Raw genomic sequence first — 15,532 nt, forward strand, 5'->3', positions numbered from 1 at the left:
CTTATATGTGTAATTAATCATATGTAGTAGTTATAAAAACAAATGAATAATTTGTTTGCAAATATCTCAATTACTTTTATTTCGAAATATATTAATATAAAATTATGAAATCTAAACTAGCTATTTTATTACTAGCAATCATTTGTTTTTCTTGTACCGAAAAGAAAACAACTGAAAGTACTTCAACAATTGAAAAGAAAAATACAACTAAACCCAATATTATCGTAGTACTTACGGATGATCAAGGTTGGGCAGATGTTGGTTTTAACGGTGCAACAGATATTCCAACACCAAATTTAGATAAAATGGCTGGAGAAGGAGTTATTTTCTCAAATGGATATGTATCACACCCATATTGTAGTCCGTCTAGAGCAGGTTTGTTAACTGGTCGTTATCAGGCACGTTTTGGTCACGATTGTAATATGCCTTATGATATGGAAGGAGACGCAACAGTTGGTACTCCGTTATCTGAAAAAATGATGCCTGAGGCTTTTAAAGAATTAGGATATAGAACAAGTGCAATTGGAAAATGGCATTTAGGAGATCACGAAGATTTATGGCCACCAGCACAAGGATTTGACCATTGGTTTGGTTTTCCAGGTGGAGGAATGAACTTTTGGGGAATTTCAAAAAATAAAATCAATACAATTTATAGAGATAGAAAAGTTGTTCCAGAAGATGAATTAACTTATTTAACAGATGATTTTACTGATGAAGCAATAGATTTTATTACAAAAAAGGATGAAAAACCTTTCTTTATGTATTTGGCTTATAATGCACCTCACGCGCCAGATCACGCAACAAAACGTTATTTAGAAAAAACAAAACACATTGAGTATGCTGGTAGAAGTATTTACGGAGCAATGGTAAATGGGGTAGATCATTCTGTTGGTAGAATTGATTCAACTTTGGTTGCAAATGGAATGAAAAACAATACTGTTATTGTTTATTTAAGTGATAACGGAGGTAGAGCCGAGCACGCAGATAATAGACCTTATAGAGGACATAAAGGAATGTTGTTTGAAGGTGGAATTAAAGTTCCGTTTTATATTACATATCCAAACGGAATTAAACCAAACCAAGTGTATGACGAGCCAGTTATATCTTTAGATTTATTTCCAACGTTGTTAAATTTAGCTGGAGGAGATGCTTCTAAAGAAACACAATTGGAAGGAAAAGATTTACTGCCATATATAAATAAAGAAGTTACAAATAAGCCACACGAAATTATGTTTTGGCGTTCAGTTGGTGGATTTGAATATGCTGTAAGAAAAGGAAACTTTAAGTTGTATAAAAGTTCTTATAAGGATAAAACCTTGTTATTTGATTTAGAAAAAGATGCTTATGAAAGAATTGATATTTCAGGTAACCATCCAGAGGTTATGGCTGAATTAGAAGCCGCTTATAAGGAGTGGGATTCGAAAAATATTCCTCCACAATGGTTTGATCCTCACCCAGAGAATGTACTAAAAGAAGAAAAAAGATTTCAAGCAACAAGAAACAGATCTTTAAGACCTAAAGCAAAAAAATAATATATTGTAAAATAGATAATTAAAAAGAGAAGTATTTAATACTTCTCTTTTTTTGTTTTTATTAATCAATTGAAGTAGTAAATAGGACAATTGATATAGTTGATTTTTGTATGAAGTTATACTTTTATTTGAAGTTTTAAACAAAATCAATTATGAATATATTCAATTCTAAAAAACTATATTTTATAGTGTTATTTATTGTCACTTGTTCTATTAATTTAAAGGCTCAAGATGTAGATAAAGTGTTATTTATTAAATCTGTTCCAGTAATAATGAAAAGTCAAGGTTCTTACACTTTTAAAGTAGGTTATGTAGCAACAGGTAATAGAGATATTAGTGTTGAACTTAGCGGTGGTCCAAATAAATATTGGGCTGGTACAACAATAAGTGTTAATAAAGGGCAAGGTATTAAAGAAATTCAATTTGCACCTAATAAATCACCAGGTTTTGGAGCTGGTTATAGATTAGTTTTATCTATAAAACCTAAAGGAGGTGATTGGAGAACTACAATAGCTGCTAGAGTAATAAATAATTTAGAGTTTGTAAAAAAAGACATTCCTTTTGTAGATGATGCTTCGTTTTCATTAGCTACACCAACGGTAGTTGAAAGTGCAGATGTTCAAAAATTTAATATAGATTATAGTGTTAGTAAACCACAATTTATTCAAGTTTCTATCTGGGATGAAAGTAAATGGATTGCAACTTCTCAAAAAATTACGGTAGAGCCAGGTAAAGGAACCAAAAAAGTTGAAGTTCCTTTAGCACCTTTAAAAGAAGGTGACAAATATAAATTTTTGTTAACCTTTGGAGATCAAGAAGCTTTTGATAAAAAAACATATGCCCAAAAAGAAATTTCTGGAGTAAAAGTAATTAAGGCAGTAAAAAAGTTAACTATTAAAGAGGTGAATGAGAAGAGTATACAAATTTCTTTAAATAAAGCATCTAAAATTTTAACATTACCAGGCAATACAACTTATGATTTTATTAGAATAATTGCTATGAATGGACAAACGTTAATAGAGGTTGCAAAATCTAATTCTATTGATTTAACAGGCTTGCCACAAGGGGCGTATTTCGCAATTACAAGTACAGATGATTATTACAAATTTGTTAAGTTTTAAATTATGAAAAAGCATTTAGTTTATATAGTTTTATTTGTTTGTGTATTGTCTAATGCACAAAACAAAGTAAGTGTAGATTTTTCTACCCAAAAATTTATTGGAGATCAAAGTGAATTAAGTAGAGAAAAATACTTTTCAATGCATGGTTCATATACAGATTTTGCTCTTGAATCGGAATCAAATTATTTATTCAACAAACTAGGAATCGAATTTGGAAGAACATTTGGGGCTGCAAAACCTTTTAGAAATAAAAAAAGTATTGAACCAACTATAAATAACGCTAAAGCGTTTGCTAAAAAGAATGCAAGCCATTATGTAAATTCACCGTTATTTAAAGATTATAAAACTCGAGATTTAATTATTACAGATCATCCACGTGAAGCTTTTCAGTTAAACGTAGATTATGAAAAAGTAGCCGCATATAATGCTGAATATATTAAAAATGCGTATCCAGTTATGCCAAAATATTACGAGGTAATTAATGAACCTTTTGTACATACAATGGATTTTGTTAAATCTTGGGATAAATCGAATATGGTTATTACAGAGATGAGTAAACTTTACAATGAAGTAGGGAAAAAAATTCATGAAGAAGTTCCAGCCATTATGGTTGGTGGCTATTGCTCAGCTTGGCCAGAGGTTGATATGAAAGACTTTGATCATTGGAATACAAGGATGAAGAAATTTATGGATATTGCTGGAGCAAATATGGATTTCTTTTCAACTCATATTTACGATGGAAGAAACGTAACAGGAAACTTTACTTACCGTTCTGGTAGTAATTCTGAAGCAATTCTTGATTTAATAGAAGCGTATAGCTATAAAAAATGGGGAGTTGTAAAACCTCATCTTATTTCAGAATATGGCTATACAGCAAAAGGAATGCAAGGAAAACCGTATTCTGCAGCCTCAGACGGAATTTGTTTAGTGTCCTATAACAAAATTTTAATGTCATTACTTGATAAATCAGATAGATTGTTAAAAGCAGTTCCATTTATAACAGGGAAAGCTACTTGGTTTTACAATGATACAAGAAATGCTGATGGTAACCCTTACCCTTGGGTAATGCTTAGAAAAACGAAGAGTGGTTTATATAAATACACACACTTAAAGAAATTTTATGAATTATGGAAAGGTGTTGAAGGAAATAGAATTGACATTGCATCAAACAATCCAGACATTCAAGTACATGCTTTTGCAAAAACAAATAAGGTTTATGTTGCCTTAAATAATATAGATACAAAAGAGCAAAAAGTTGCTTTAGATTTTCTTAACAATAGTAAAAACCAAATCAAAAACATAACATTAAAAAGATTGTATTTAACAGAAACTAATATTCCAAAATTGGTGTTTTTTACAAATCAAATTAATATTAGTGAAATTATTTTAAAGGAAGGTGAAACAGTTATTTTAGAAATAGATGTTGATAAAGTTGAGTTTAAGAAAACGATAAAAGAACAAAATTTCTACACCAAATCTTATCTTCAAAAAATTGAAGCTAATAATGAATTGAGTTTTGAAATTGAAGATGTAAAATTAGCTTCAAGTGGACGTACTGCATTAAAAATGGGGTTAGGTAGAAAACACGAATTAAGTAAACAACCAATTATAACCATAAATGGTAATAAAATAAATGTTCCAAATAACTGGGCTGGTTATGATCAAAAACCTAGAGATGCCTTTTTTGGAGTTATCAATATTCCATTTGATTATAAATACTTAAAAGAAGGTAATAATTCTGTTAAAATTACTTTTCCAGATGGTGGAGGGCACGTTAGTTCAGTAATTTTAAATGTAGAAAATTATAACTAGAAAAAAGCTTGTCTAAAAAGTGAAATTAGCATCAACCTGTATTTCATTCAGGTTCTCAAAATGATTGATTGTTATATAATGAGATTTTGAAGTAAATTCAAAAGGATGTTTTCTAGCTTTTTAGATAAGCTTTTTTATAAACTTAGTTTTTTTCTAAGCTTTTTATTAAGTCCTTCCTTATGAACTAAAACCGAAATAGTTTTAAGCTTAAAAAACGGTTTGCTCATATAAACATAACCATCATTTCCAATTCTTTCGCTATTGCCTCCCCAAGAGTTTTTTACTTTATAATATTCATTGCCTTTTTGATCTTTAACCATACCAACAATGTGCATTAAATGATCATCAGTAGTATTAAAGTTTTCAAATTCTTGTTGTCTAAATTCTGGAGTAATATTTTTTTCTTCAACAATATATGTAAGTCCTTTTTTATTGTTTTCTGGATTGTTTGGTATAATTGCAACACCAAATTTAGATGAAAATGTTTTTTCAGAAACATCGCAATCTAACGCAAGAGTATAACCTTTTTTAAGTGCATTATCTACTTCAACAATTAAATCATCTAATTCAATATTATAAAATAAACCGTTCGAAAAATTATCTGGTATGTTTAATACAAATGAAGTATTGTATGGTTGATGTAAAAATGAAGTTAATGTAACATAATCTGAAGTTTTTAATTTTGTCATTTTTAAAAACGTATTAGGTGTGTAAAACTTATTGTTGAATAAAAAGTTATCTGGAGTTTTACCTAAATGTTTATCTAAAATTGAATCTACTGCCACCTTCCAATTAGGTGTTTTTGAATCTTTATCGTTTTTAATGTATGCATCTAAAACCACTTTTAATTCGGGAACAATTTTTTTGTGATCGTGTTTTGTAGCGCCATTTAAAAGCCCAGAATATGCAGATTCTGGTACTAAACCAAATTGATTAATTGAATTAAGAACATCGTGCGCTAAACCACCTTCGCTAAATTGTATTTTACCTTGACGCATTACATAATTCCAAGCTTTTTTTGGATACGTATAGCGTACATTATACATTTCAGAAATATCTATCATTTCACCTGAAGTTCTAAAAATTTCAGATTCAATAAAAGAAGAAGAAGCAAAACTCCAGCAAGTACCAGTAATTCCTTGGCTTTTTACTGCAGAAGCTTCTACATCTACAACGGTTGTAAAATTATAAGTTTCTTGGCTTGGTAAATTAACTTTTACTGTATTGCCTTCTTGAGCAAATAATAAGGCATTGGCAAAAATGCTAATTGTAAGTATGTATTTTTTCATAATTTAATTTCTTTTTTAATTAGCGTCTCTTAATTTTAAAACGCGTTCTATATTTTCATAATAAGCATCAGAATTTGCATCATCTTCAGGTAATTTCATGTATCCATTTTTATAATATTTTAATGCTTGCTTATATTTTTTTCCAGTTTCATAAAAGCGACCAATATAATAATCGCCTAGTGGAGATTCTTTATATAGGTTATTAATCATTTCACCAAAATCTTTTAAATAATCCCCGTTTTCTTTATCTAAAATTATAGACTCAACCGCATAAATATCTCGTTCGCGTATTTTTACATTACTTCCAAAAAGGTAGTCTATTTCTACATATTTATTTTCTAGATATGCAATAGCATCTGCAGGAGATAAATGTTTTATATTTTTTTCAAATTCTTGCTTTGAAATAGGAGAATATAATTCGAATATAAAAGCAAGCGCGTTTGGTATAGATTGGCCTATAGATGAAGTTTTAGTGCTATTTTTAAAATAATTGTATTTGTATTTAAATAGCTCGTTACTTGTACCTTTTATTACAGCGTTAGTAGTAGCAATATGTTTTTTCCTCTTTTCGGAGTTGTAATCGCCATTACTCATATAATAGTAAATGTTTTCATCTTGAATAACCGGTATTTTATTCTGAATCATAGCTGGCATATCCATTGCAAAATATGGGTTTATTGTTACAAATGCATTAAACCCAGGATAATCTTCTACTAAAAAATAATTGATAAAATTGGCCGTTAATGTACTACCAACAATAGTTTTAAAAGGAGAAACTCTATAGTTTTCTTCAAAATAATTAATTAATTCACTTCTAACAAATCTATAAAAAGCAGCACCTTTTTCGGTAGGTAAACTGTTTTCTTTTGAATAGGAACAATCTTCGTAGCGTGCGTCGTTATAATTTTGGTTTATACCTACAATAATTTGTTCTGGTGCTTCTTCTTTTTTAGCAAAAAGAATGGCATTTCCAACGTAAGTATCGAATAAAAATTCTGCATCTAAAACTATAGTTAATGGGTAAACCTTTGTGGAGTCTGAATAATAACTTGGCGGTATGTAGATTTTTAAAAAACGGTCAATACCTAATTCTTGCGAATCAAAATTTTTAGTTTTTACATGCTGAGCCTTCATAGCTGATACTGTAAAAATTACAATTAATAACGTAGTAAAATATTTCATAATTATTTTTTTAATTTAAAACCCAAAGCCTAAACCAAATTGAAAGTATGGGCCTTCTTTAGAATCGAACATTGCTAAATTTAAGTTAATCATATTTGCACCAACAAGCCAAAAACCACCTCCATAAGATGTTTTCCACTCGTTGGAACTTTCTTCAGTATACCAAACTCTACCGTAGTCAAAACCACCGTATAAGCCTAGTTGAAGAGGTACTAGCTCAGTTTTTACTTTTTTAAAGCTCCACCTTAAATCTGTATTTTGATAAAAAGCTTCCTTACCAATAAAACGCTGATTTCTGTAACCTCTTAATCCATCAGTTCCACCAACGCTTGCTGCATTATAAAACTCAAAATTGTCTCCAATTATTATGTTTCCTTTTAATTTAGTTGCCAAAACTAGTTTTCCATTAGGAACTAATTTATAATCAAACGATAATGCAGGTATTATATATGCATTGTTTTCAGAGCTATTATCAATATTTGTTTTCCAACCAGTATCTAAAGAAAAACTCATACCAAGCGTAGGATAAGCGTGGTTATCTGCATTTTTATATGAATAAGAAGCGTGTACACCAGCATAGTTTTTACGTTGTTCTATAAAGTTATAAACTGTATTTATGTATCTGTTTGAAGTGTCCTCAACTTCAAGACTTTCATACAATGCTCCTAAACTAATTTTAGCACCCATTCTTCCAATCCACTTTAATGAAGGTTTTAGAGCTATTGTACTTATTTTTACTCGGTGATAATTTTCACCTAAGGCATCTTCATTATTAATAGAATTATTTCCAAAGCCATAATAATTCATACTAAAGTTAGGACTAGTAAATTGTGTTTCTAGCAAAAAGTTCCAGTTATTAAATACATTAGCCAGCTCTGCGCTATAATTAATATCGAACCCGCTTGTTGCTTTATAATAAGAGGCATTTAAAATGTGCTGTTGTGTAAACGGATTTCTTTCAAAACCATAAACAGTAAAAACATCATTAATTCCAATTTTTAAACCATCGTCTGGGTTAGAGCCAATAGATGGTATTAATTGATTTTGACTGTATTTAATTTTTTTGTAATTGTAAACGTTTGTTTTGTAATTATTGGTTAGTTTTTGTTTTCCTTTTGAAGTTTTAAAAGTGTTTTTTTTAGATTTATAATCGTAAATAGTAACTCTTTTACCGTTTTCAATAATGTACTCATCGTTGTTTTGACCTCCAACAATACGTAATGGAATTACACCAGATTTTACGCCTGTAACTTTAAAAATATCTTCATCATCTAAACCATACACCCAAATTTCTTTTGTTTTAGATTTGGTATACGTTTTATCAAATATTTTACTTCCTTTTTTCTTGTGTTTTATGTTATAAACTTGAACCCTTGTTTGGTTGTTGTTTAAGCGTTCTATTTCAAACCAATTGTCCTTGTCATTTCCTTTAATTAAAGCATATTTACACAAGTATTTGTAATAAGTTTCGGCAATTTTAGGTAAGTTTTTTAAACGTCCTTTTAATTTTTGCTTTAAACCTTCAACAGTTTCATCTCTAACTTCAACAGGCATTTGTAAAAAAGCTTGTTCAATAACTTCGTCAGTTATATTTTTTTGAATAAATTCAACTTGCTGTTGCCAATCTTTGTAGGTTGCTTTATTTATTAATGAAATATCTAACGGGTAAGGTTCTAAATTAAACCATTTTGTGTTTCTCATTTCGCTATCGAACACTTGCATAAGTTTTAAAGCAGGAATTGTGCGAGTTAAAAAACCTAAGATAAGACCATCGTTTTTAGAAAAAGCCTGATCTCTATCTCTAGGTACAGGTTTATATATTGTTTTCTTTTTTTCTTTAAATTCAGCCCAGCGCCATTGGTCTTCGTGTCTATCCCAATCACCAATAAGCATATCAAACAAACGAGCTCTAATATAGGTTGGCTCGTCCAATATATTATCATCAGATTTTCGAAGTTTTTTTAATAAATCATCTGTACTAATTAAGTCTTTTGAAAAACCAAAACTAGCCAAGTCGCTATGCCCTTTAGTAGTTCGTTCTTCGATCATATACAACTCATTACCAAACTCTGCGTTAAATTGTTTCAGTGCATTTTGTTTTGGTATATAGTATAATTTAGGGTTTGTATGGTATAAACCTATAGCATCAGAAAGTTTTCCTGTGGTAAAAGGTGCATATGGATGAGCTGCTGTATAAATATCTAACAATAATTTTTCTGCATAGGTATCATCAAATTGTCCTTCAATATAATCGTTTTTAAATGCAACAGCTTGCATATATTGTGTGGCACTTTTTCGTAAAGCACGCATAACATATTCTTTTCCATTTTTATCTTTTAATCTAACCGATCTAGATTGATTTCCTCCACCTTTTCTAATTGGTGTTAAACCTCCCATTAAAGTATCTAGTAGTACCGTAGGCGCATTAACTTTGGTGCCATAATATTTTCTGTAATGTTCGCCCCATAAAGATTTAAAAAATTTACTTTTTTCTATTTCTTCCTGAGTATAAATAGATGCTGCTACAGTTTTAGCGAATTTTGAAGGGTATGTTGTTTTGTGTTTTTTTTCTGAAGAAGGAAATATTTCTGTACTATATAATAATTTTTGTTTATTATTTTTTTCAGTATAAAAAGAAACAGTAGAAGCACCGTTTTTGTAAACATTAACTTTGGCATAACCTAAACCTCCGTAAGAAAATTTACTTCCGTTTATAGTTCTAACTGGGTTTACTTTAGAGCCGCTACCACTAATAATTTGTACTTTGCTATCTTTTATAATGTATTGTAAATTGTGTTCGTGACCAGAAATAAATATTGTTTTTTCGGCCTTTTGAGATATAGTAACTAAGCGTTTTTTTAACTCTAGGTAAATAGGGTTATTCATATCTTGAGGCGAAACTCCACTTGTTTTTCTTAAAATGTTTTTAACAGTTCCAAGTACTGGTAATGGATGCATGTTTTGTTTAATAGAACTTTGTCCACCGTGGTTTCCGTTGCTAAACATGGGGTGGTGTAAAGCTATTAAAACAGTTTTTGTTGCATTTTTTTTAATTAAACCTTCATATTCTTGAAAAAACTTTTCGCGTGTTTTTATTTCGCAATCATCGTTTATAGTTGGGTTTTTATTCCAATCTTCTAAATACCACTGTGTATCTACAATTATTAAAACTAACTCATCAGAAATGTCTATTTTTTCTAATGGGCAACCATTTTCTGGTTGGAATGTGTTTTTACCTAATTTTTTTTCAATAAAATCTTGTTGACGTTTTAAACCTTTTACACCTTCAGAATAATAATCGTGGTTACCAGGTATAAAAATAGTTTTGCCTTTAAAGTTTGAAACTACATCAATTTGTGCGTTTAATCTATGTTCTGCAATAGCTCTATTAGGACTATTTTTTTTAACTAGCCCAACAGGGTAAAGGTTATCACCTAAAAATAACGCTGTAGAATTTTTGTTAGAATTGCTCAATTCTTCTTTTAATAATTGTAAATTACTAAGAGGTTGGTTTAATTCTGCGTTTCCGGCATCACCAATTAAATAAAAGGTATGTTCAATTTCTGAATTATATTCAGGAATATTTTGTTGCCAATTAAGCTCTGTAGCGGTATAGTTTTTTTTGTATGTTGCACAGCTATAGGTTGTTAGTAGTAAAATAGCAATCGCAAGTTTTGATATAAAATATCGACTCATTATAAACGTTTATTAAAAAAATAAAAGTACATAAAAATATGTACTTTTGAATAAACATATTTTAATTACCATGTTAGAAAATAATTTCTTCAAAGAATTACAAGCTTTTGTATTTAAAACATTTAAAAAGGAGCTTCCTGTAGAGGCAGTTTACCATAATTTTAATCACACTTTTGAAGTTGTAACTGCTGCAAATGAAATTGCGACTGCCCAAGAAATTTCAGAAGAAAATAAGGAAGTTTTATTAATTGCTTGTTGGTTTCATGATATTGGCGTAATAAAAGGAGCAAGAGACCACGAAGAGATTAGCAAAAAAATGGCTTCTAAATATTTAAAAGAAGCGGGTTTTTCAGAAGAGAAAATAACTAAAGTTTGTTCTGTTATTGACGCAACAAGAATGCCTCAACAACCAAAAAATGCTTTAGATGAAATTATTTGCGATGCAGATTTGTTTCATATTGGTAGCGATGATTTTAAAGAAAAAACAAGCTTGCTTAGAATTGAATGGGAAGAGTTTTGTAATAAAAGCTTTAATGAAATAGATTGGTTAAAAAAGAATCTTGAATTTTTAGAAGGTCATAAATATTTTACAGATTATGCTTTTAATAAATTAAATAAACAAAAAACACAGAATTGGCTAAAAATTAAAAAAGATTTAAAAAAGGCTGAAGAGAAAGCAGAGGAACAAAAACAAAAAAATAAGCTAAAGAAAAAAGATTTAAAAAGAAAAAAAGCAAAAGAAGAACGACCAGAAAAAGGAGTAGAAACAATGTATAGAGTTACATTGAGAAATCATATAAAGTTAAGTGATATTGCTGATACTAAGGCAAATATATTGCTTTCGGTTAGTGCAATTATTTTGTCTATTGCGCTTTCTAATTTATTTCCAAAGTTAGATAAGCCAGATAATGCGTACTTAATTTTTCCAACTATAATTTTCTTGTTAATTACTGTTGTAACTATGATATTTTCAATATTATCTACTAGACCAAAAGTTACTTCAGGAAAATTTACAAAGGAAGATATAAAGAATAAAAAAGTGAACCTTTTATTTTTCGGAAACTTTTATAAAATGCCATTACAGGATTTTCAAGATGGTATGAGTGAATTAATGAATGATAAAGAATATTTATATAAATCGTTAAATATGGACTTGTATTATTTAGGGTTGGTATTACAACGAAAATATAAATTACTTAGAATAGCTTATAACATTTTTATGGTTGGAATAGTTTTATCGGTCATAGCATTTATTCTTTCGTTTGAATTTTTTGGAGTGCCTGGAGCCGAAGATTTAATAAATGAAGTTACTACAGCTGTAGAAGGTTAAATAAATAAAGAAATAAACTAAAAATAGCCTTGTTGACTTAATCAACAAGGCTATTTTTAGTTAAAAATCTAACTATTATTTTTCTTCTTGAACAATATCAATAATATCATCTATAGAGGTGTCACTTTCGTTTGTTTTGCTATAGTTTACATTTACTCGTAAAGCTTTTAAACCAGTTATACCTTGCAGGTCTTGTAAATCTAAATATTCAACAGTATCAGATTTTAATAAACTATTAGCTTGTAAATAGTTTATGTATTTTAAATATTCTTGAATGTCTTTGTGTTGACTATAAACAATAGCTATTTTTCCCGGTTGGGTTAAACGTTCTTTAGTACCTTTAATTAAAGCTTTATCAATACGTTTTTTAATAATTTCATAACGAATATTATAAGCACCATCTACATCAAAACGTTTTTCATCCATTCTAAATTTAATAGAAAGAGGGTTGCTGTGTATTAAAATTAAACTAGCAACTTCTAAAGGATGTTGTAATTCTGATTTTAAATTATAAGCTATGTTTTCTAGTTCGCACATCATTTGTAACTGCCACAATCTTAAATTTTCTAAGTAAATTGGATTGTAGGTCTTATTTTTTACTAATGATTGGCCAATGTACATGTTGTAATCTACACCATCAGTTTTATAGCGTTCGAAATAATGAGGGAACATTTCTTGAGCTTCGTCTTGTTTTGTATCAATAAAATTAGCTAATACATCGTTTAATTTATTAACGCTTTTTTCATATTCTTTACGTTTTTCGTAAACAACATGAATTTCAGGGTCAATATGTGACATGTATTCATCTACAATTTCATTAAATTTAGGATCCAATTCTTTTAAATGATTAAAAGCTGGATAAATATCTTTTCTTAAAAAATCTGTTAAAGATACTTCATCACCAGAATTTAAACCTTTTCTAATGTTTTGTAGGCATTCTTTTATGCGGAATAACAAATCATTATATATAGGTAAATTATATGTAAGCTTTGCTTTTTCAATAACTTTTGAAGCAAGTTTTAATTGCTTCACTAAATCATGTTGAATAGCTTCGTTTCTGGCTGTAGATGACCCTTTAATATCACTTTGACCATATAATGGAACAACATTTTCAAAAATAATATCCTTTAAATTAATGTCTGCTTTAGGGTTCGCATCTAATGTATATAAATAGTCTTCAACATCTTCAAAAAACTTCCATTTAACCGTTGGGTGTAGAGAAGTGTAATTTTCTTGAATAACAGATTCTAATTTATTCTCGTATTCTTCCATATAGCGTTCAACAGCTATTTTAAATACAGGAACAACATCGTTTAACTTATAAGCATTTACAGAGTTTAGCTCATGTTTTTGTGTAGAAACTAATTCTAAAATACCCATAACACCTTCTTTAAGTTTAATAGGTACTAATATGATGCTTTCTATTAATTGATCTTTTAAACTTTTATAAAATCTATTGTAGTTAGATTTTTTTCCATATTTTTCTACATCAGAAATTGCAATTAAGTTTTGCTCTTTAAAAACGGTATCTATAACTCCTTCACAGAAAAAATCATCACAGGAGTCGCTGCAATCATTATGTTTTATATAACTTTTTTCTGTTTTATGATTGTCAAAAGTAATATCTGTTAGACCAGTATTGTAGGTAGAAAAACCTAATTTAATTGTTTGAGAGTGGTATAGTTTTGCTATACTTTTCTCTAATTCAATAAATGTATTTTCGTCTACACGTAATAAATCTTCTTTAATTTTTGAAATAGATTGATCTGCAGATACATCGAACAAATTAACAATTCCAAATCCTTCAAATAAATAACTTTCTGGAGGAAATTTTTCTAACCATAAATCTATATTGTCAAAATTATCCATTAAAAGTTCAATATCTTCTTTAGTAATTTCAGGAGCATTTTCTAATGGAGATACTTTTAAAAAGTCTGCATTATATAACGATCTGTAATATTTTTCCATTCCTTTATTGTCAGGAATTTCATAATAAAAAGGCCTTCTAAAATCTATAGGTGCATCATAACAATAAGCTAAAATAAAAGTACACGACATAATGTATACTTTAGATTCGTCGTAATTTTTTACTTTAAATTCATAATTGTCTCCAGCTTCACTAATAATATTCTCAAAACGTTTCGAAAGTTTAAACGTAGTAAAGTCAAAAGGAATAGTTATTCCTTTTATTTCATTTGTTTGCAATAAGTCTGGGAATAAAACATCAAGCAGTCTGTCAATTTGGCTATTATATTTTTCTAATAGAGATAAATCTTCAAAGCCATCTTTTAATTCAGGGTAGGCTTTCATTTCATTTAGAAGATTTTTTGCAGAAGCATTTAAGTAATGTTTCTCATCTTTAGAAACCAATTTTAAATAATTGAAAACAGCCTTAAAACTAACTTTCATTTTTAAGGGTAATTTCCAATCTCTTTTATATGCAGACTTTAATATTTTCATTCAATAGTATTGTAAATAAACGGTTAGTCGTACTTTATTTGTCAAAGTTACTGTTTTATTTTTTTTTCTTAGTTTCCATTAGTTACATTTCAAAATAAAATTAAAACAGCTAATAAAATATACTATTAGATAACCAATTATATAATTGGTTGCTTAACTGAAATTATTTTTTTTAAAATACACGTTCCTAAAAAATAAATTAGATTATTTTTACAGCTAAAATTATGCCAATTATGACCGAAATTAAATGGGAAACTGTTAGAGAGTTTGAAGATATAACCTACAAGAAAAGTAATGGAGTTGCTAGAATAGCATTTAACCGACCAAATGTTAGAAATGCTTTTAGACCAAAAACTACAAGCGAATTATTAGTTGCATTTCACGATGCTCAAGAAGATACAAGTATTGGTGTAGTTTTATTGTCTGCAGAAGGACCAAGTTCTAAGGATGGAGTTTATAGTTTTTGTAGTGGAGGAGACCAAAAAGCTAGAGGCCATCAAGGCTATGTTGGAGAAGATAATTACCATAGATTAAATATATTAGACGTACAAAGATTAATTAGATTTATGCCAAAAGTTGTTATAGCTGTTGTGCCTGGTTGGGCTGTTGGTGGAGGTCATAGTTTACATGTTGTTTGTGATATGACTTTAGCTAGTAAAGAACACGCAATATTTAAGCAAACAGATGCGGATGTAACAAGTTTTGATGGTGGTTATGGATCTGCTTATTTAGCAAAAATGGTTGGGCAAAAGAAAGCTCGAGAAATATTTTTCTTAGGAAGAAATTACTCTGCACAAGAAGCTTTTGAAATGGGAATGGTAAATGCTGTTGTTCCTCATAATGAGTTAGAAGCTACAGCTTACGAATGGGCGCAAGAAGTTTTAGGTAAATCTCCAACATCTATTAAAATGTTAAAATTTGCTATGAATTTAACTGATGATGGAATGGTTGGACAACAAGTTTTTGCTGGTGAAGCAACTCGTTTAGCATACATGACAGATGAAGCTAAAGAAGGAAGAGATGCCTTTTTAGAAAAGCGTAAACCAAACTTTGAAAAGAAATATTTACCATAATAAATAAATTTTTATAATTATTAACCTTTGTTATTCC

Annotated in this window: 9 protein-coding genes; 5 read left to right on the forward strand and 4 right to left on the reverse strand. The window is 29.2% G+C overall.

Annotated elements, in window-relative coordinates:
* The first annotated feature begins 104 nt into the window (after window positions 1-104).
* The 3 genes from BLU40_RS10005 (at window position 105) to BLU40_RS10015 (ending at window position 4,465) form a co-directional block, all read left to right on the forward strand.
* Window positions 105-1,532 carry a sulfatase-like hydrolase/transferase gene (locus BLU40_RS10005; RefSeq protein ID WP_090122965.1) on the forward strand — a complete coding sequence of 476 codons (1,428 nt, stop codon included), beginning with the start codon at window positions 105-107 and terminating at the stop codon, window positions 1,530-1,532.
* A 152-nt stretch (window positions 1,533-1,684) separates the two neighbouring features.
* Complete coding sequence (locus BLU40_RS10010; RefSeq protein ID WP_090122967.1) at window positions 1,685-2,653, forward strand: hypothetical protein; 969 nt, start codon at window positions 1,685-1,687, stop codon at window positions 2,651-2,653.
* Between the two features lie 3 nt (window positions 2,654-2,656).
* On the forward strand, window positions 2,657-4,465 hold the full coding sequence (locus BLU40_RS10015; RefSeq protein ID WP_090122969.1) for a beta-agarase: 1,809 nt from the start codon (window positions 2,657-2,659) through the stop codon (window positions 4,463-4,465).
* 134 nt (window positions 4,466-4,599) lie between these two features.
* On the opposite strand, the gene BLU40_RS10020 is transcribed toward BLU40_RS10015, so the two are convergent.
* The 3 genes from BLU40_RS10020 to BLU40_RS10030 are packed head-to-tail and all read right to left on the reverse strand — an operon-like array spanning window position 4,600 to window position 10,632.
* Entirely contained in the window at window positions 4,600-5,754 is a 1,155-nt protein-coding gene (locus BLU40_RS10020; RefSeq protein WP_090122971.1) for a C1 family peptidase, read from the reverse strand.
* 15 nt (window positions 5,755-5,769) lie between these two features.
* Window positions 5,770-6,936, reverse strand: a complete 1,167-nt coding sequence (locus BLU40_RS10025) for an alpha/beta hydrolase (RefSeq protein ID WP_090122973.1) — start codon at window positions 6,934-6,936, stop codon at window positions 5,770-5,772.
* Window positions 6,937-6,951: 15 nt separating this feature from the next.
* The gene (locus BLU40_RS10030) at window positions 6,952-10,632 is read right to left on the reverse strand and encodes a metallophosphoesterase (protein WP_090122976.1); all 3,681 of its coding nucleotides are present in this window, start codon (window positions 10,630-10,632) and stop codon (window positions 6,952-6,954) included.
* Between the two features lie 46 nt (window positions 10,633-10,678).
* Between BLU40_RS10030 and BLU40_RS10035 the strand changes: the two genes are divergently transcribed.
* A complete protein-coding gene (locus BLU40_RS10035) occupies window positions 10,679-11,962 on the forward strand; it encodes a Pycsar system effector family protein (RefSeq protein WP_245729927.1) in 1,284 nt (427 codons plus the stop codon).
* A 75-nt stretch (window positions 11,963-12,037) separates the two neighbouring features.
* Here BLU40_RS10035 and BLU40_RS10040 read toward each other — a convergent pair whose 3' ends face one another.
* Window positions 12,038-14,422 carry a GAF domain-containing protein gene (locus BLU40_RS10040; RefSeq protein WP_090122980.1) on the reverse strand — a complete coding sequence of 795 codons (2,385 nt, stop codon included), beginning with the start codon at window positions 14,420-14,422 and terminating at the stop codon, window positions 12,038-12,040.
* A 233-nt stretch (window positions 14,423-14,655) separates the two neighbouring features.
* Between BLU40_RS10040 and BLU40_RS10045 the strand changes: the two genes are divergently transcribed.
* The gene (locus BLU40_RS10045) at window positions 14,656-15,495 is read left to right on the forward strand and encodes a 1,4-dihydroxy-2-naphthoyl-CoA synthase (RefSeq protein ID WP_090122982.1); all 840 of its coding nucleotides are present in this window, start codon (window positions 14,656-14,658) and stop codon (window positions 15,493-15,495) included.
* Window positions 15,496-15,532: the final 37 nt, after the last annotated feature.

It is taken from the genome of Lutibacter oricola, assembly GCF_900106565.1.
Classification (GTDB): domain Bacteria; phylum Bacteroidota; class Bacteroidia; order Flavobacteriales; family Flavobacteriaceae; genus Lutibacter; species Lutibacter oricola.